The sequence below is a fragment of the Serratia sp. KG1D genome (assembly GCF_037150675.1).
In the GTDB taxonomy this organism is placed as follows: Bacteria; Pseudomonadota; Gammaproteobacteria; order Enterobacterales; family Enterobacteriaceae; genus Serratia; species Serratia nematodiphila.
In genome coordinates, this window is the sequence record NZ_JBAGIH010000001.1 from 821,101 (window position 1) to 837,166 (window position 16,066).

The 16,066-nt window shown below is 59.6% G+C and carries 20 protein-coding genes; 11 read left to right on the top strand and 9 right to left on the bottom strand.

The window, feature by feature from the left end:
• Window positions 1–15: 15 nt before the first annotated feature.
• The 9 genes from WFM45_RS04010 (at window position 16) to rlmC (ending at window position 8,283) form a co-directional block, all read left to right on the top strand.
• The gene (locus WFM45_RS04010) at window positions 16–330 is read left to right on the top strand and encodes a YbjC family protein (RefSeq protein WP_015377290.1); all 315 of its coding nucleotides are present in this window, start codon (window positions 16–18) and stop codon (window positions 328–330) included.
• 54 nt (window positions 331–384) lie between these two features.
• The gene (gene rimK / locus WFM45_RS04015; RefSeq protein WP_166729764.1) at window positions 385–1,287 is read left to right on the top strand and encodes a 30S ribosomal protein S6--L-glutamate ligase; all 903 of its coding nucleotides are present in this window, start codon (window positions 385–387) and stop codon (window positions 1,285–1,287) included.
• A gap of 136 nt (window positions 1,288–1,423) precedes the next feature.
• A complete protein-coding gene (locus WFM45_RS04020; RefSeq protein ID WP_004938666.1) occupies window positions 1,424–1,903 on the top strand; it encodes a YbjN domain-containing protein in 480 nt (159 codons plus the stop codon).
• A 404-nt stretch (window positions 1,904–2,307) separates the two neighbouring features.
• Window positions 2,308–3,417 carry a spermidine/putrescine ABC transporter substrate-binding protein PotF gene (potF, locus tag WFM45_RS04025; protein ID WP_336954721.1) on the top strand — a complete coding sequence of 370 codons (1,110 nt, stop codon included), beginning with the start codon at window positions 2,308–2,310 and terminating at the stop codon, window positions 3,415–3,417.
• 122 nt (window positions 3,418–3,539) lie between these two features.
• Window positions 3,540–4,673 (top strand): putrescine ABC transporter ATP-binding subunit PotG, encoded by a 1,134-nt coding sequence (gene potG / locus WFM45_RS04030; RefSeq protein ID WP_049187444.1) that lies wholly within the window; start codon window positions 3,540–3,542, stop codon window positions 4,671–4,673.
• Window positions 4,674–4,697: 24 nt separating this feature from the next.
• Window positions 4,698–5,660 carry a putrescine ABC transporter permease PotH gene (gene potH, locus WFM45_RS04035; protein ID WP_048322679.1) on the top strand — a complete coding sequence of 321 codons (963 nt, stop codon included), beginning with the start codon at window positions 4,698–4,700 and terminating at the stop codon, window positions 5,658–5,660.
• The gene (potI, locus tag WFM45_RS04040) at window positions 5,657–6,502 is read left to right on the top strand and encodes a putrescine ABC transporter permease PotI (RefSeq protein WP_336954725.1); all 846 of its coding nucleotides are present in this window, start codon (window positions 5,657–5,659) and stop codon (window positions 6,500–6,502) included. The genes potH and potI overlap by 4 nt, the downstream gene beginning before the upstream one ends.
• A gap of 104 nt (window positions 6,503–6,606) precedes the next feature.
• On the top strand, window positions 6,607–7,086 hold the full coding sequence (locus WFM45_RS04045; protein WP_048322681.1) for a YbjO family protein: 480 nt from the start codon (window positions 6,607–6,609) through the stop codon (window positions 7,084–7,086).
• A 69-nt stretch (window positions 7,087–7,155) separates the two neighbouring features.
• A complete protein-coding gene (gene rlmC, locus WFM45_RS04050; RefSeq protein ID WP_235363177.1) occupies window positions 7,156–8,283 on the top strand; it encodes a 23S rRNA (uracil(747)-C(5))-methyltransferase RlmC in 1,128 nt (375 codons plus the stop codon).
• On the opposite strand, the gene WFM45_RS04055 is transcribed toward rlmC, so the two are convergent.
• From WFM45_RS04055 to WFM45_RS04090, 8 genes are all read right to left on the bottom strand, one after another.
• A complete protein-coding gene (locus tag WFM45_RS04055) occupies window positions 8,280–8,564 on the bottom strand; it encodes a type II toxin-antitoxin system RelE family toxin (protein WP_015377296.1) in 285 nt (94 codons plus the stop codon). The genes rlmC and WFM45_RS04055 overlap by 4 nt on opposite strands.
• The gene (locus tag WFM45_RS04060) at window positions 8,554–8,805 is read right to left on the bottom strand and encodes a type II toxin-antitoxin system Phd/YefM family antitoxin (protein WP_004928423.1); all 252 of its coding nucleotides are present in this window, start codon (window positions 8,803–8,805) and stop codon (window positions 8,554–8,556) included. Before WFM45_RS04060 ends, WFM45_RS04055 begins: the two co-directional genes overlap by 11 nt.
• 101 nt (window positions 8,806–8,906) lie before the next feature.
• A complete protein-coding gene (gene artJ / locus WFM45_RS04065) occupies window positions 8,907–9,641 on the bottom strand; it encodes an arginine ABC transporter substrate-binding protein (protein WP_015377297.1) in 735 nt (244 codons plus the stop codon).
• A gap of 198 nt (window positions 9,642–9,839) precedes the next feature.
• On the bottom strand, window positions 9,840–10,508 hold the full coding sequence (artM, locus tag WFM45_RS04070; protein ID WP_015377298.1) for an arginine ABC transporter permease ArtM: 669 nt from the start codon (window positions 10,506–10,508) through the stop codon (window positions 9,840–9,842).
• Complete coding sequence (gene artQ, locus WFM45_RS04075) at window positions 10,508–11,224, bottom strand: arginine ABC transporter permease ArtQ (RefSeq protein ID WP_004928413.1); 717 nt, start codon at window positions 11,222–11,224, stop codon at window positions 10,508–10,510. Before artQ ends, artM begins: the two co-directional genes overlap by 1 nt.
• A gap of 9 nt (window positions 11,225–11,233) precedes the next feature.
• Entirely contained in the window at window positions 11,234–11,965 is a 732-nt protein-coding gene (gene artJ, locus WFM45_RS04080) for an arginine ABC transporter substrate-binding protein (protein WP_004928409.1), read from the bottom strand.
• A gap of 32 nt (window positions 11,966–11,997) precedes the next feature.
• Window positions 11,998–12,726 carry an arginine ABC transporter ATP-binding protein ArtP gene (gene artP, locus WFM45_RS04085; RefSeq protein WP_004928406.1) on the bottom strand — a complete coding sequence of 243 codons (729 nt, stop codon included), beginning with the start codon at window positions 12,724–12,726 and terminating at the stop codon, window positions 11,998–12,000.
• 262 nt (window positions 12,727–12,988) lie between these two features.
• Window positions 12,989–13,531 (bottom strand): lipoprotein, encoded by a 543-nt coding sequence (locus WFM45_RS04090; protein ID WP_015377301.1) that lies wholly within the window; start codon window positions 13,529–13,531, stop codon window positions 12,989–12,991.
• A 159-nt stretch (window positions 13,532–13,690) separates the two neighbouring features.
• Between WFM45_RS04090 and WFM45_RS04095 the strand changes: the two genes are divergently transcribed.
• Window positions 13,691–14,014 (top strand): heavy metal-binding domain-containing protein, encoded by a 324-nt coding sequence (locus tag WFM45_RS04095; protein ID WP_004928400.1) that lies wholly within the window; start codon window positions 13,691–13,693, stop codon window positions 14,012–14,014.
• Between the two features lie 121 nt (window positions 14,015–14,135).
• Window positions 14,136–14,972, top strand: coding sequence for an N-acetylmuramoyl-L-alanine amidase (locus WFM45_RS04100; RefSeq protein WP_085336398.1), 837 nt, complete (start codon window positions 14,136–14,138; stop codon window positions 14,970–14,972).
• Here WFM45_RS04100 and WFM45_RS04105 read toward each other — a convergent pair whose 3' ends face one another.
• Window positions 14,973–15,983, bottom strand: coding sequence for an NAD-dependent epimerase/dehydratase family protein (locus WFM45_RS04105; protein WP_004928393.1), 1,011 nt, complete (start codon window positions 15,981–15,983; stop codon window positions 14,973–14,975).
• Window positions 15,984–16,066: the final 83 nt, after the last annotated feature.

Here is a 16,066-nt window from a genome sequence, read left to right on the forward strand (position 1 = left end):
CTGGAGAGGAAAAATATGCGTTCATTCGGTGACTTACCGCGCCCGGTGCTGGTGTTGGAAGGGCTGGGCATCGTGATGCTGGTGCTGGCCTACCTCAGCATTCACGGCCACCTGCAACTGCCGGGCTGGCTGGCGTCGCAGCAGGCGGCGGTCGGCATGATTTTCCTCGGCGTGGCGCTGATGGTGCCGGCGGCGGCGTTTCTGGTATGGCGCGTGGTGCAGGGCTTCGGGCCGCTGATGCGCGGCGGCTTGCCGCCGGAAAACGATCGCCGCAAACCGCAAGATGCAGACGCATCGAAAGATAATCAGGATCGCGATCCGCGCGCCTGAGTGCCGCGGCCGCTAACTCGCCTGCCGGGCAGGCGTTGGCTTTTGGGGTGACGAGTGAAAATTGCCATTCTTTCTCGCGACGGATCGCTCTATTCGTGCAAGCGGCTGCGTGAAGCGGCGGAAGATCGCGGGCACAGTATCGATATCATCGATCCGCTCTCCTGCTATATGAACATCAATCCGGCGGCGCCGACCATTCATTATCGCGGCCGTCAGCTGGAACGTTACGATGCGGTGATCCCGCGCATCGGCTCTGCCATTACCTTTTACGGCACGGCGGTGCTGCGCCAGTTCGAGCTGCTCGGCAGCTACCCGCTAAACGAATCCGTGGCCATTACCCGCGCCCGCGACAAGCTGCGTTCGCTGCAGCTGCTGGCGCGGCAGGGCATCGATCTGCCGATCACCGGTTTTGCCCATTCGCCGGACGACACAGGCGATCTGATCGAGCTGGTCGGCGGCGCGCCGCTGGTGGTCAAACTGGTGGAAGGCACGCAGGGCATCGGCGTGGTGCTGGCGGAAACCCGTCAGGCGGCGGAAAGCGTGATCGACGCCTTTCGCGGCCTGAACGCCCACATCCTGGTGCAGGAGTACGTGCGCGAGGCGCAGGGGTGCGATGTGCGCTGTCTGGTGGTGGGGGGCCGAGTGGTGGCCGCCATCGAGCGGCAGGCCAGGCCCGGCGAGTTTCGTTCCAACCTGCACCGCGGCGGCACCGCCCGCAAAGTGACCATCACCGCCAGGGAGCGGGCGATTGCGGTCAAAGCGGCGAACACGCTGGGGCTGGACGTGGCCGGGGTGGATATCCTGCGCGCCGAGCGCGGCCCGCTGGTGATGGAGGTCAACGCCTCACCGGGGCTGGAAGGGGTGGAAACCACTACCGGGCTGGACATTGCCGGCATGATGATCGAATACATCGAGCAGCGCGGCCGGCCGGGGTTCCGCCTGAAATCGGGCGGCTGACGGTACGCGCGTTGCGCTTTTCCCGCCGAGCAATATCTTAATTAGTGAATTAAGCCGCATTGATCGTGGCGTATCGGGTGAATATTCCGTAAGCTATGCGCCTTTTCGCGTTTTGAATATTGTGAGGCTGGTTATTATGGATTCACTCATTGTCCCCGATTTGGCGCTGTTGCGGCGCTGGCTGGATCAGTCGGGCATTTCTTTCTTTGAGTGCGATTCCTGCCAGGCGCTGCACCTGCCGCACATGCAGAACTTCGACGGTGTGTTCGACGCCAAGATAGATCTGGTGGACAACGTCATTCTGTTCTCCGCGTTGGCCGAGGTGAAGCCGACCGCGCTGATCCCGCTGGTGGCGGACCTGAGCCAGATCAACGCCAGCTCGCTGACCATCAAGGCGTTTGTCGACATTCAGGACGACAACCTGCCGAAGCTGATCGTCTGCCAGTCGCTGAGCGTGGCGGTCGGCATCACCTACGAGCAGTTCACCCACTTCATGCAGCAGGGCGAAGAGCAGGTCTCGATGGTGATCCTCGAGGCGCGGGCGAACGATCTGCTGTTTATGGGGGACGAAGAAGAGATCCCCGCTGGCGCCGTGCGTCAGCCGATGCTGCACTGACCCTCGCCATACCTTAAGCATGCCGTCGCTCCGGCGGCATGCTGCCGTGACTCCCCTCCGCAATAAAATATTCTGCACTTTGGCCTTTGCCGCCCGATCTTTCTCGCCTTTTGTGCCGTTAATGGCGTATCACATAGAGAAAACTGCATAAAAAATCGATAAAAGGCGTTTTTTACCCTGGGGGCTGGCGGGTTGCGATGGCAGCGGCTATGCTGCTGATTCTGCAAAGGGCTTGCGATTTCCCTTGTGACCACGCGAGCAGGGCAGTGAAAAAGGCGCATGCAATCATATGCATAGCCATTCAATTCGCGGTTGCAACGATTGCGCTCAATCAGGAAAGGTTTTGTATCGCTGCAGATACAAGTTCAATTCTATGATTCACCCTGTTTTGGAGGAAGTTACGGATGGTCACCCAACGTAAAAAGTGGTTATCGGGTGTGGTTGCCGGCCTGTTGATGGCCGCGTCCGTCAATGCGTCAGCCGAAGAGAAAACGCTGCACGTGTATAACTGGTCCGATTATATCGCGCCGGACACTTTGGCTAATTTCCAGAAAGAAACCGGCATCAAAGTGGTGTACGACGTCTTCGACTCCAACGAAGTGTTGGAAGGCAAACTGATGGCGGGCAGCACCGGTTATGATCTGGTGGTTCCTTCATCCAACTTCCTCGAACGCCAGTCGCAGGCCGGCATCTTCGAACCGCTCGACAAGAGCAAAATGCCCAACTACAAGAATCTCGATCCCGAGATGCTGAAGCTGGTTGCACACAACGATAAAGACAACAAATACGGCATCCCATACCTGATGGTGACCACCGGCATCGGCTATAACGTCGACAAGGTGAAGGCGGCATTGGGCAAAGACGCGCCTGTCGACAGTTGGGATCTGATCCTCAAGCCGGAAAACCTCGAGAAGCTGAAAAGCTGCGGCGTCTCCTTCCTCGATGCGCCGAGCGAGGTTTACGCCACCGTGCTGCACTACCTGGGCAAGGATCCCAACAGCACCAATGCGGCGGACTACACCGGCGCGGCCAACGATCTGCTGCTGAAACTGCGGCCGAACATTCGTTACTTCCACTCTTCTCAGTACATCAACGACCTGGCTAACGGTGATATCTGCGTGGCGATCGGCTGGTCCGGCGACGTGATGCAGGCGGCCAACCGCGCCAAAGAGGCGAAGAACGGCGTGAACGTAGCCTACGCGATCCCGAAAGAGGGGGCGCTGACCTACTTTGACATGTTCGCCATGCCGGAGGACGCCAAGAACAAAGACGCCGCGTACCAGTTCCTGAACTTCCTGATGAAACCTGACGTGATGGCGGGCATAAGCAATTATGTCTATTACGCCAATGCGGTGAAAGACTCCACGCCGCTGGTGAACGCCGAAGTGCGCGAGAACCCGAACGTCTATCCGCCGGCCGATCTGCGCGCCAAGCTGTTCACGCTCAACGTGCAGTCGCCGAAGCTGGACCGTGTCATTACCCGCGCATGGACTAAAGTTAAAAGCGGGAAGTGATGATGGGGGGGATCCCCCCATCGTCGGTAAACCGGCAGGCGGGCGCTCCCCGCCTGCATTGCCGTTTTGGGCCACGGCGCTCGCCGTGGTTTTGTGCCGCTTTACGCCGGAGAGCACCCCGATTGAACGACGCCATCCCTCGTCCTCAAGCCAAGTCGCAGAAGGTCTTCACCCCTCTGCTGGAAATCCGTAACCTCACCAAAACCTTCGACGGACAGAATGCGGTCGAAGACGTCAGCCTCACCATCTACAAGGGCGAGATCTTTGCGCTGCTTGGCCCATCCGGCTGCGGCAAGTCCACCTTGCTGCGCATGCTGGCCGGCTTTGAACAGCCGACGGAAGGGCAGATCGTGCTCGACGGGCAGGATATGTCGCACGTGCCGCCGTACCAGCGGCCGATCAACATGATGTTTCAGTCGTACGCGCTGTTTCCGCACATGACCGTGGAGCAAAACATCGCGTTCGGCCTGAAGCAGGACAAAATGCCGCGGGCGGAGATCGCCGAACGGGTGGCGGAAATGCTGGCGCTGGTGCACATGCAGGAGTACGCCAAACGCAAACCGCACCAGCTTTCCGGCGGCCAGCGGCAGCGGGTGGCATTGGCACGCAGCCTGGCCAAGCGGCCGAAGTTGCTGCTGCTGGATGAACCGATGGGCGCGCTGGACAAGAAGCTGCGCGATCGCATGCAGCTGGAAGTGACCGACATTCTCGAGCGCGTCGGCGTGACCTGCGTGATGGTGACGCACGATCAGGAGGAGGCGATGACCATGGCGGGGCGTATCGCCATCATGAACCGCGGCAAGTTCGTGCAGATCGGCGAGCCGGAAGAGATCTACGAGCATCCGAACAGCCGCTTCAGCGCCGAATTTATCGGTTCGGTCAACGTCTTCGACTGCGTGCTGCAAGAGCGCCACGACGATGCGCTGATCCTGCAAAGCCCCGGGTTGCGCCATGCGATCAAGGTGGATCCGGACGCCTCGGTGGTGGACGGCGTGCCGATCCAGGTGGCGCTGCGGCCGGAAAAGATCCTGCTGTGCGAACGGGTGCCGGAAGACGGCTGCAACTTTGCGGTGGGGGAAGTGGCGCACATTTCCTACCTGGGCGATCTGTCTATCTACCACGTGAAGCTGCACAGCGGGCAGATTATCAGCGCCCAGCTGCAAAACGGCCATCGTTTCCGCAAGGGGATGCCCACCTGGGGCGATGAAGTGCGTCTGTGCTGGGAAACCGACAGCTGTGTCGTGTTGACGGTGTAGTGGCGCTGGTAAGGAGTAACCCGTATGACCCTGCTTTCTGAACGCACGCCGGAACCGCCGGCCAAAACGCCCGCCACCCTCAAGGTCCTGTTCCATCGCCTGCTGATGGCTCACGGCCGCAAGCTGGTGATCGCATTGCCGTATTTATGGCTGACGCTGCTGTTTATGCTGCCGTTCCTGATCGTGTTCAAGATCAGCCTGGCGGAGCTGGCGTTGGCGGTGCCGCCCTACACCGAGCTGATGAGCTGGGTGGACGGCAAGCTGAACATTGCGCTCAACTTCGCCAACTATCTGCAGCTGACCGACGATCCGTTGTATATCGATGCCTACCTGCAGTCGCTGCGCGTGGCGGCGGTTTCGACGCTGTGTTGCCTGATCATCGGCTATCCGTTGGCCTGGGCGGTGGCGCACAGCAAGGCGTCGACCCGCAACATTCTGCTGTTGCTGGTGATCCTGCCTTCCTGGACTTCGTTCCTGATCCGCGTCTACGCCTGGATGGGGATCCTGAAAAACAACGGCACGCTGAATAACTTTCTGATGTGGCTAGGGGTGATCGATCAACCTCTGGTGATCCTGCACACCAACCTGGCGGTGTATATCGGCATCGTTTATTCCTATCTGCCGTTTATGGTGCTGCCGATTTACACGGCGCTGATCCGGCTGGATTACTCGCTGGTGGAGGCGTCGCTGGATCTGGGCGCCCGGCCGCTGAAAACCTTCTTCAGCGTGATCGTGCCGCTGACGCGCGGCGGCATCATCGCCGGTTCGATGCTGGTGTTCATTCCGGCAGTGGGGGAGTTCGTGATCCCGGAACTGCTCGGCGGGCCGGACAGCATCATGATCGGCCGCGTGCTGTGGCAGGAGTTCTTCAATAACCGCGACTGGCCGGTGGCCTCGGCGGTCGCCACCATCATGCTGCTGTTGCTGATCGTGCCAATTTTGTGGTTCCACAAACACCAGAACAAGGAAATAGGGGGGCAGGAATGAACAACTTGCCGGTAGTGCGTTCACCGTGGCGCATCGCCATCCTGACTGTCGGCTTTACCTTCCTGTATGCGCCGATGCTGATGCTGGTGATCTACTCCTTCAACAGCTCCAAGCTGGTGACGGTGTGGGCCGGCTGGTCCATGCGCTGGTATAGCGAACTGTTCCACGATTCGGCGATGATCAGCGCGGTGGGGCTCAGCCTGACCATCGCCGCCGCCTCCGCCACCGCCGCGGTGGTACTGGGGGCCATCGCCGCCGTGGTGATGGTGCGATTCGGCCGCTTTCGCGGTTCGACCGGCTTCGCGTTTATGCTGACCGCGCCGCTGGTGATGCCGGACGTGATCACCGGCCTGTCGCTGCTGCTGCTGTTCGTGGCGATGGGGCATGCCTTCGGCTGGCCGTCGGAACGTGGCATGTTCACTATCTGGCTGGCGCATGTCACCTTCTGTACCGCTTATGTGGCGGTGGTCATCAGCTCGCGTCTGCGCGAGGTGGAGCGCTCGATTGAAGAGGCGGCGATGGATCTGGGGGCGCCGCCGCTGAAGGTGTTCTTCGTCATCACCTTGCCGATGATTGCGCCGGCGCTGATCTCCGGCTGGATGCTGGCGTTTACCCTGTCGCTGGACGATCTGGTGATCGCCAGCTTCGTCTCCGGCCCGGGCGCCACCACGCTGCCGATGCTGGTGTTCTCCAGCGTGCGGATGGGGGTGAACCCGGAAATTAACGCGTTGGCCAGCCTGATCCTGCTGGTGGTGGGCATCCTCGGCCTGATCGCCTGGTGGTTTATGGCGCGCTCGGAAAAACAACGATCGCGTGAATTGCAGCGGGCGGCCCGTAGCTGAATCGTAACAAACCTGCTATTTTTGCAATCAATAAGTATTGCGACTAACTACCTGACTTTACATGCGCCACCTGTATAGGTGGCGCGTCGTAGCGGAACACGGATATGTCAGACATGCTGAAAAGCGGGCAGGGAATGGGATCGACTTCGGATGCGCCGGTGCCGGTGATGGTGGCGGGCACCGCCATGGTGGCGATCAAGTGTATCAGCGTGCTGCTGCTGCTGGGTGAGCTGGGCGTCGACGGCGCGCAGGAGTTCGTCAACACCAGCGCGCAGGCGTGGGATTCCACCTTTATCTTTCTGGCCGGCCTGATGCTGCTGTGCCTGCAAATCAGCTGCGGCTTTGCGGTGATGCGCGGCCGCAATTGGGGGCGCTGGGGCTATGTGGCCTGCCAGTGCATCGTGGTGCTTTACCTGCTGTTGGCCACCATCGGCAGCGTCTTCCCAGAGGTGTTCACCGTGGAGGGGGAAACCAGCGGCCAAATCTTGCACGTTCTGATCCTGCAAAAGATCCCCGACGTGGTGATCCTGGCGTTGCTGTTCGTTCCTGCCGCCAGCCGCCGCTTCTTCACCGCGCGCAAGTGAGATTTTAGGCGCGCGGAGTGGTAAACTCTGCGCCCTTAATTCGTCATCCTGAACTTCACGGTAATCTTCATGCATTGCGCTTTGTATACGGCGGGCACCTGCCGTTCCTGTCAGTGGCTGGAAAAGCCCTATCCGCAGCAACTGGCCGACAAACAGCATCACCTGCAATCGCTGCTGGCCGGGCGCGACGTCGCGCAGTGGCTGCAGCCGGTGGCGGGGGAACTGAGCGCATTTCGCAATAAAGCCAAGATGGTGGTCAGCGGCAGCGTGGAGCGACCGCTGCTCGGCATGCTGCACCGCGACGGCACGCCGGTCGATCTGAGCGACTGCCCGCTGTACCCCGCCGGTTTTGCGCCGATGTTTGCGGTGCTGAAAAGCTTTATCGCCCGCGCCGGCCTGACGCCGTATAACGTGGCGCGCAAACGCGGCGAGCTGAAATACCTGCTGCTGACCGAAAGCACGCTCGACGGCGGCGTGATGCTGCGTTTCGTGCTGCGCTCGGAAACCAAACTGGCACAGCTGCGCGCCGCGCTGCCATGGCTGCAGCAGCAGCTGCCGCAGCTCAGGGTGATCTCCGCCAATATTCAACCGGTGCATATGGCGATCATGGAAGGGGAGCGCGAGATCGCGCTGACCGAACAGCAGGCGCTGGAGGAACAGTTCAATCAGGTGCCGCTGTTCATCCGCCCGCAAAGCTTCTTTCAGACCAACCCGCAGGTGGCCGCCGAACTGTATGCCACCGCCCGCGACTGGGTGCGCGCGCTGGGTATCGACAGCATGTGGGATCTGTTCTGCGGCGTCGGCGGTTTCGGCCTGCACTGCGCGCAGCCGCAGACGCGCCTGACCGGCATCGAAATCAGCGCGGAGGCGATCGCCTGTGCGCGCCAGTCGGCGCAGCGGTTAGGGTTGTTGCAGGTAGATTTTCAGGCGCTCGATTCCACCCGCTTCGCCACCGCCGAAGGCCAGGTGCCGCAGCTGGTGCTGGTCAATCCGCCGCGGCGCGGCATCGGCCAGGCGCTGTGCGACTATTTGAGCCGGATGGCGCCGGACTATATTCTTTATTCGAGCTGCAACGCCGAGAGCATGGCGAAAGATATCGAGATGTTGCCGGGGTATCGCATCGAACGGGTGCAGCTGTTCGACATGTTCCCGCATACCTCGCACTACGAAGTGCTGACGCTGCTGGTGCGGCGTTAAAGGCGCTTTTTGGCAGCCGTGTAAGCCGCTGAACGTTCGCGTTTGCCCACAGACAGGACCAGAACCACGATCTCCGTTTCCATGACGCGATATACCAAACGAAAGCCTGAGGCTCTGAGTTTGATTTTGTAGCAATCAGGCAAACCGGCGAGTTTGTTGGCGGGGATGTGGGGATTAACCAGCACCGATGCCAGCTTTTTTTTGAACTGTTCCCGGATCACCGGGGACAGTTTTTTAAATTCCTTCAGCGCATGTTCTTCGAATTCAAGCTTATAAGTCATCCAAATTGACCTTAATGCGTTTGCCGTTCATCCGTGAACGAACGATTTCAGCGAGTTCGATATCTTCCAGGTACTCCGCGATCGCCTCCCAGGTTTCCGGAGAGACGTAATATCCCGAAATCTTACCGTTGGTCAGGACGGCGACCGGTTGCCCTTGTGCCTCTTTAAGGGCGGCGTTGGGCGATTTCTTAAAATCGCTGATGCTGACTGCCGAGTCGGCAAGAATGGGTTGAACCGTCATGATGTTATCCTTGATGCTAAATTCAGTATCAAATTTAGCACTAACCGGATGGGGTGGCAATTAGATGGAGCCGCCGAAGGAGGGCGACTCCACACGCGGACTTACTGCGGGAACCACTTGTCGTTGATGGCTTTGTAGGTGCCGTCGGCCTTGATGGCGTCCAGCGCGGCGTTCAGCTTGGCCAGCAGCGCCTGGTTGTCTGGGCGCACCGCGATGCCGAGACCGGTGCCGAAGTATTGCGCATCGGTGATGTGCTCGCCCACCGGCGCCAGCTGCGGGTTGGTTTTCAGCCATTCGTTCACCACGGCGGTGTCGCCGAACACGCCGTCGATGCGGCCGTTTTTCAGCTCCAGAATGGCGTTCTGGTAGCTGTCGTAAGAAACGGTGTTAATCTCCGGATGCTTGTCCTGCATGTATTTCTGGTGGGTGGTGCCGTTTTCCATGCCGAGCTTTTTGCCTTTCAGATCCGCCAGCGAGCTGAACTTGCCTTTTTGCGCGATCACGATCGCCGAGTTGGCGTAGTAAGGCTGGGTGAAAGCGACCTGTTTGCTGCGCTCCGGCGTGATATCCATGCCGGAAATCACCGCATCGTATTTCTTGAATTTCAGCGCGGCGATCAGGCTGTCGAACGCCTGGTTGGTGAAGGTGCACTGCGCCTGCATTTGCTTGCACAGCGCGTTGGCCAGATCGATATCGAAGCCGACGATCTGGTTGTTGGCGTCGAGCGATTCGAACGGTGGGTAGGTGGCGGAGGCGGCGAAGCGGATGGTTTCGGCCGCGGTGGCGTTAAAGGTCATCCCGGCTAACATCGTCGCGGCAAGCAGCAGTTTTTTCATGCGTAGAGCTCCTGTCTGGATCCTGAAAGTGATTATTCGCTATCGTTTGTTTTTACTGGTAATCGCCAGAGGTTTTTGCGCGAATGCCTGTTGTTAACCCTGCCATTGAGTGAATTAAAATGCAATATAAATGATTAAGTATTGCCTTGAGGATAAAAAAAGCCCCGCACAATGGCGGGGCTTATGGGGGCGGCGGCCTCAGTTGCGACGCTCAAACGCCAGCGCGCGACGCTCCACCAGGCGCATCAGCAGCGTCAGCAGGCCGTTGACGCACAGGTACACCAGGCCGGCGGCGCCGAACACCATCACGTCGTAGGTGCGGCCGTACATCAGCTGGCTGTAGCCCATCACTTCCATCAGCGTGATGGTATAGGCCAGCGAGGTGCTTTTGAACACCAGCACCACTTCGTTGGAGTAAGACGACAGCGCGCGCTTGAAGGCGAACGGCAGCAGAATGCGCAGCGTCTGCCGGCGCGACATGCCAAGCGCTTCGCACGATTGCCACTGCCCGGCGGGAATGGCGCGCACCGCGCCGTAGAACAACTGCGTGGTGTAGGCCGCGCTGTTCAGCGCCAGCGCTATCATCGCACACAGCCAGGGCTGCGACAGCAGGTTCCACAGCCAAGGGTAGTCGCGGATCGCCGGGAACTGGCCGGGGCCGTAGTAGATCAGGAAGATCTGCACCAGCAGCGGCGTGCCGGTGAACAGCGTCACATAGGCCTTGACCAGCGGCGTCAGGATCGGCGTTTTCAGCGTCAGGATCACCGTCAGCAGCAGCGACAGCACCAGCGCGACGATCAGCGCGGCGACGGTCAGCGTCAGGCTGGTGTGCAACCCTTTGAGGATCTCCGGCAAATATTCAATCATCAGGCCGGCCCCCGCTCAAAGCGCGTGGCGCGCAGCTCAATGCGTTTGATGACGTATTGGCTGAACAGCGTCACCAGCAGGTAGATGGCCGCGGCGATCACATACCAGGTAAAAGGCTCCTGGGTGCGGGTAGCGATGCTCTTGGTTTGCAGCATCAGATCGTTCACGCTGATCAGCGACACCAGCGCGGTGTCTTTCAACAGCACCAGCCACTGATTGCCGAGGCCGGGCAGGGCGTGGCGCCACATCTGCGGCATGATCAGGCGAAAGAAGATCGCCGCCTTACTCAGTCCAAGCGCCTGACCGGATTCCCACTGCCCCTGCGGCACCGCTTTGAGCGCGCCGCGCAGCGTCTGCGAGGCGTAGGCGGAATAGAGCAGGGCCAGAGCGATCACCCCGCACAGGAACGGGCTGACTTCGAAATTGTCGATCGCCAACTGAATCGGCAGCTGGAACAGACCGAGGTTGAGGGTAAAGCCGTCGGAGAGCATCAGCAGCAGCTGCGACGAGCCGAAATAGATAAACAGCACCACCAAGATTTCTGGCAGGCCGCGCAACACGGTCACCCAGGCGGTGCCGAGCCAGCTGACCGCTTTCCAGCGGGACGATTCCCATACGGCGAACAGCATCGCCAGAATCAGCCCGAGGATCAGGGCGCAAACGGCAAGGCCGACGGTCATGCCGGCGGCGCTTGCTAAAGGTTGTAATTCATTCATTTGGGCGTATTACTGCTGGAACCATTTTTTGTAGATGGTTTCATAGGTCCCATCCTGCTTGATCTTGTCCAGAGCGGCGTTGAACTTGCCCTGCAGATCGGTGTTCTTCTGGCGCACCGCGATGCCAAGGCCGGTGCCGAAGTAGTCTTTGTCGGTCACTTTGGCGCCCACTGCCGCCAGCGCGTCATTCTGCTTCAGCCACTCGTTGACCACCGCGGTATCGCCGAACACCGCATCAACGCGGCCGTTCTTCAGATCCAAAATGGCGTTCTGGTAGCTGTCGTAAGGCACGGTGGTGATTTCCGGGTGCTTGTCGGTCAGGTATTTCTGGTGGGTGGTGCCGTTTTGCACGCCGACTTTCTTGCCTTTCAGCGCCGCCACGTCAGCGATTTTTCCTTTCTGCGCGATGAACAGCGCCGAGTTATCGTAGTAAGGCTTGGTGAACAGCACCTGCTTCTCACGCTCCGGCGTAATGTCCATACCGGCCATCACCGCATCGAAACGCTTGAACTTCAGGCTTGGGATCAGGCTGTCGAACGCCTGGTTGGTGAAGGTACACTCGGCCTGCATTTCTTTGCACAGCGCGTTGGCCAGATCGACATCAAAACCCTGAATCTTGTTGCCGGCGTCAATAAATTCAAACGGAGGATAGGAGGCTTCGGTAGCGAAACGGATGGTTTCGGCTGCGGAGGCGGAAACGCTGATGCCGGCCAGAACGGCGGCGATTATTAGTTTTTTCATCGCAAACTCCCCAAATTACAGCAAGTTAATTGTTAGTGTGATAAGTAGTTGGCAAACTCGGTGGTCCGCGGCTGCGTGAAGTGGCTGCTGTCGCCTTGCTCCACTACGTGGCCGTTTTCCATGTACACCACGCGGCTGGCGGTTTTGCGCGCCACTTCCACTTCGTGGGTGACGATCACCTGCGTGATGCCGGTGCCGGCCAGTTCGCGAATGATGCTGACGATCTGGGCGGTAATTTCCGGATCCAGCGCTGCGGTCGGTTCATCGAACAGCAATACCTGCGGCTCCATCATCAGGGCGCGGGCGATCGCCACGCGCTGCTGCTGGCCACCGGAAAGGTGCAGCGGGAAGCGATCGGCGAAGTCGGTCAGGCGCAGACGCTTGAGCAGCTTGTCGGCGCGCTCCATCGCCTGAGCCTTGGTCAGACCCAGTACGCGGCAAGGTGCCTCGATCAGGTTCTGAACCACGGTGAGGTGAGGCCACAGGTTGTATTGCTGGAACACCATGCCGACGTTTTGGCGCAGTTCGCGAATGGCTTTCTCGCCCGGCGCTTGCCTGAAGTCGAATTGGTTGCCGGCGATCTGCAGTTGGCCCGAACGCGGCATTTCCAGCAGGTTCAGCACCCGCAGCAATGAACTTTTCCCGGCGCCGCTTGGGCCAAGCAGCACCAGGGTTTCCCCGGCTGGACATTCCAGCGTGATGTCAAACAGCGCCTGGTGAGCGCCGTAATAGCAATTGATACCGTTAAGTTGAATACTCATGCGCCAGAATTGAATAGACATTGATGCCGCAAATGTTAACTTCCACAGAATACTTATGCAATCTTTGTGCGTTAAAATTTATGAGTGTGCGGCGGGACAGTAAAAGATTAGCACAAGATACCGCGACTCAAGCCGAGGGAGGGGATTTGTGGCGCAGGCTGTGAGATCGGTAGCGAAATTTTTTCTATTGGACGAAATTCGAGCGGTAGACGGGCGGCGGGATGACCGACGCGGCCAGCCCGCGTCGGCCGGGGGAAGCGGGTTACTGGTTTTCCAGCACCTGGCGTACGCTGCCGTTGGTGGCGTGCGCAGGAACATTCAGGTAGCGAATATCATCAACCACCCAGCAGGTGCCTTCGCGCACCATTAGCACTTCGTCCTGCCAGTTCACGGTGCTGTTGGCGTCTTTCTGGTAGCTCAGGTCAACGCGCAGCGGGATGTTCTTCGCATCGGTGTTGGGAATGGTCGAGGCGCTGGCGACGGATGCGCTGCTTGGCCCCTGCGCATTGCCGGAGAACAGATCGCCGGTAATCTGATGCTTGCCCGGGTTTTGAGCAGTGCTGACCAGATCCTGATACAGCACTTTGCTCAGATAAGGCTGCAGCTGCGCCAGGCGGTTGCTGTCCGGCAGGCCGGCGCCCTGCTGGATGCGCAGGTCATAGAACTTTTGCGCGACCGTATCCGGGCCGCCTTCCACACAGCTGCCGCTGCGGGTGCCGATATCCTTGTATGCCGGTTCCACCGTGGTACAGGCACTCAGCAACAGCGCTAAGGGTAAAACAGCCGCAATCGTTTTTGTTTTCATCTTATTACCTTATGTGAAAGTCTCTACCATGAAGACCGATAGCTTACAGTATAAATGCGTTTTTTGGCCTTGCATTCGTACTGCGTGCCATTGATTAAGCGAACATAATGTCAATCTTCTGGTCATAGATACGTTGAATTAATCAAACAAGGAGTTCTGATGCAGCTTTCAACTACCCCGACCCTGGAAGGGTTTACCATCACTGAATACTGCGGCGTCGTCACCGGCGAAGCGATTCTCGGCGCCAACATTTTTCGTGATTTCTTCGCTGGCGTGCGCGATATCGTCGGCGGCCGTTCGGGCGCTTACGAGAAAGAGCTGCGCAAGGCGCGCCTGATCGCGTTCGAAGAACTGGAAGATCAGGCGAAAGAGCTGGGCGCCAACGCGGTGGTCGGCATTGATATCGATTATGAAACCGTTGGCAAAGACGGCAGCATGCTGATGGTGACCGTCAGCGGCACCGCGGTGAAAGTCAGCCGCTAATCCCATGCCTTAACGCCCTGGCTCACGCCGGGGCGTTTTTACTTTGTCGGCGGGTGGCTTCCGTGGCGACTATTGCTTAACGTTAACGTTAGATCAAATCACCAAACCACAGGGAGGATAAGTGAAAATTTGGCCAGGGATCATCGCCGCCGCGCTGTTGGCTGGGTGCCAAAATCCGCAGCAGGACACGCTCGTCGATCGCGGCGCTTACCAGCTCGAAACCTTGCATCAGGCGCAGGGCGCCGATCGGCGCATTCGCTTTCTGGTGATGCACTACACGGCGGAAGATTTCCATTCATCGCTGAAAACGCTGACCGATGAACACGTCAGCGCGCACTATCTGTTGCCGGCGCATCCGCAGCGTGAACACGGCAAACCGACGGTGTACCGGCTGGTGCCGGAAGCGATGCGCGCCTGGCATGCCGGCGCCAGCGGCTGGCGAGGGCGCAGCAATCTCAACGACACCTCGATCGGCATCGAAATCGTCAACAAGGGGTTCACCCGCAGCATGCTGTTCACCCACTGGCAGCCCTACACGGCGGAGCAGATCGCCGTGCTGATTCCGCTGAGCCGCGACATCATCCAACGCTATGGCATCCAGCCGCAGGACGTGGTGGGGCACAGCGACATTGCGCCGCAGCGCAAACAGGATCCCGGCCCGCTGTTCCCCTGGCGGCAACTGGCGCAGGCCGGCATCGGCGCCTGGCCGGACGAGGCAGACGTGCAGCGACTGCTGGCGGGGCGCGACAGACAGGCGCCGGTGCCGCTGGCGCCGCTGCTCGAAAAGCTGGCGCGTTATGGCTACGCGGTTGATTCGTCATGGGATGCGCGGCAGCAGCGCAATGTGCTGGCGGCGTTTCAGATGCATTTCCGGCCCGACGATGTTCGCGGTGAGCCGGATGCAGAGAGTGAGGCGATTATCGATGCGCTGCTGGTGAAGTACGGCGCGTGGCGTTGATTACAGGCCGTGCAGTTTGCCGTGATCTTTCAGCCAGCGGGCGGTGCGCGCGATGCCTTCTTCCAGCGAGACGATCGGCTGATAGCCCAGCTCTTGCTGCGCGCGGGTGGTATCGAGCGTGAGGTCGAAGTTGAGTTTGGCGACGCCGTAGTGGGTCAACACCGGCTCCTTTTCACTTTTGCTGCCCAGGCGCTCCATGCCGCGCGCCATCATGTCGAGCATCGGGTAGGGGACGGAGCGGATGCGGCACTTCATGCCCAGATCGTCGATCAGCTGCTGCACCACGGTGCGAAGCGGGCGCGGCTGCTGGTTGGTGATGTTGTAGGCGCGGCCGGACGGCGTGTCTTCTTTTAGCGTCGCCAGCCACATGGCGTGCACCGCATTCTCTAGGTAAGTCATGTCCACCATCGCCGCGCCGCCGCGCGGCAGCAGCAGGTTGCCGTAGCGTTTGATCATCTGCAGCAGCCGCGGCAGCATCACCTTGTCGTGCGGCCCGAACAATCCCTGCGGGCGCAGAATGGTGAAATGGGTCTGCGGATTGGACAGCGCCAACTGCTGGATCACCTGCTCGCCGGCGGCCTTGCTGCGCGCGAACTCATTGGCGTAGCGCTGCGGGCGGAAGTCTTCGGTTACGTTGCGGTGATGGTGGTAATCGAAATAGATCGCCGGGGAAGAGATGTGAATGAACTGCGCCACGCCATAGGCCGCCGCCCATTCACCAAGGCGGCGAGTGGCGCGCACGTTGGCCAGCTCGAAGGCTTCTTCGGTGCCCCAGGGCGAGGTAAAGCTGGAGCAGTGCCACAGCACGTCGACATCCGCCAGCATCGCCTTGGCCTGCGAAGAGATCAGATTGGTGAGATCGGCATGAATGAACTCCGCGCCCATTTTTTCCAGCAGGCCGCCCATCGCCTGGTTGCGGCCGGTGGCGCGCACTTTGATGCCCTGACGGCGCAGATATTCAACGGCGTTACGGCCTAACCCACTGGTGGCACCGGTGACCAATACCTTCATAACGGACTCTATTCTCACCCAAAATCGGAATACCGGCGGGCGCTTGCGGCGCTCCCAGCAAATAAGATGCCATTCTTCCGTGA

What these genes read in the sequence shown, in the direction of transcription:
- WFM45_RS04010 (WP_015377290.1), top strand. Translation starts at nt 16, where the DNA reads ATGCGTTCATTCGGTGACTTACCGCGCCCGGTGCTGGTGTTGGAAGGG.
- WFM45_RS04020 (WP_004938666.1), top strand. Translation starts at nt 1,424, where the DNA reads ATGGATTCACTCATTGTCCCCGATTTGGCGCTGTTGCGGCGCTGGCTG.
- potF (WP_336954721.1), top strand. Translation starts at nt 2,308, where the DNA reads ATGGTCACCCAACGTAAAAAGTGGTTATCGGGTGTGGTTGCCGGCCTG.
- potH (WP_048322679.1), top strand. Translation starts at nt 4,698, where the DNA reads ATGACCCTGCTTTCTGAACGCACGCCGGAACCGCCGGCCAAAACGCCC.
- potI (WP_336954725.1), top strand. Translation starts at nt 5,657, where the DNA reads ATGAACAACTTGCCGGTAGTGCGTTCACCGTGGCGCATCGCCATCCTG.
- WFM45_RS04045 (WP_048322681.1), top strand. Translation starts at nt 6,607, where the DNA reads ATGTCAGACATGCTGAAAAGCGGGCAGGGAATGGGATCGACTTCGGAT.
- rlmC (WP_235363177.1), top strand. Translation starts at nt 7,156, where the DNA reads ATGCATTGCGCTTTGTATACGGCGGGCACCTGCCGTTCCTGTCAGTGG.
- WFM45_RS04055 (WP_015377296.1), bottom strand. Translation starts at nt 8,564, where the DNA reads ATGACTTATAAGCTTGAATTCGAAGAACATGCGCTGAAGGAATTTAAA.
- WFM45_RS04060 (WP_004928423.1), bottom strand. Translation starts at nt 8,805, where the DNA reads ATGACGGTTCAACCCATTCTTGCCGACTCGGCAGTCAGCATCAGCGAT.
- artJ (WP_015377297.1), bottom strand. Translation starts at nt 9,641, where the DNA reads ATGAAAAAACTGCTGCTTGCCGCGACGATGTTAGCCGGGATGACCTTT.
- artM (WP_015377298.1), bottom strand. Translation starts at nt 10,508, where the DNA reads ATGATTGAATATTTGCCGGAGATCCTCAAAGGGTTGCACACCAGCCTG.
- artQ (WP_004928413.1), bottom strand. Translation starts at nt 11,224, where the DNA reads ATGAATGAATTACAACCTTTAGCAAGCGCCGCCGGCATGACCGTCGGC.
- artJ (WP_004928409.1), bottom strand. Translation starts at nt 11,965, where the DNA reads ATGAAAAAACTAATAATCGCCGCCGTTCTGGCCGGCATCAGCGTTTCC.
- artP (WP_004928406.1), bottom strand. Translation starts at nt 12,726, where the DNA reads ATGAGTATTCAACTTAACGGTATCAATTGCTATTACGGCGCTCACCAG.
- WFM45_RS04090 (WP_015377301.1), bottom strand. Translation starts at nt 13,531, where the DNA reads ATGAAAACAAAAACGATTGCGGCTGTTTTACCCTTAGCGCTGTTGCTG.
- WFM45_RS04095 (WP_004928400.1), top strand. Translation starts at nt 13,691, where the DNA reads ATGCAGCTTTCAACTACCCCGACCCTGGAAGGGTTTACCATCACTGAA.
- WFM45_RS04105 (WP_004928393.1), bottom strand. Translation starts at nt 15,983, where the DNA reads ATGAAGGTATTGGTCACCGGTGCCACCAGTGGGTTAGGCCGTAACGCC.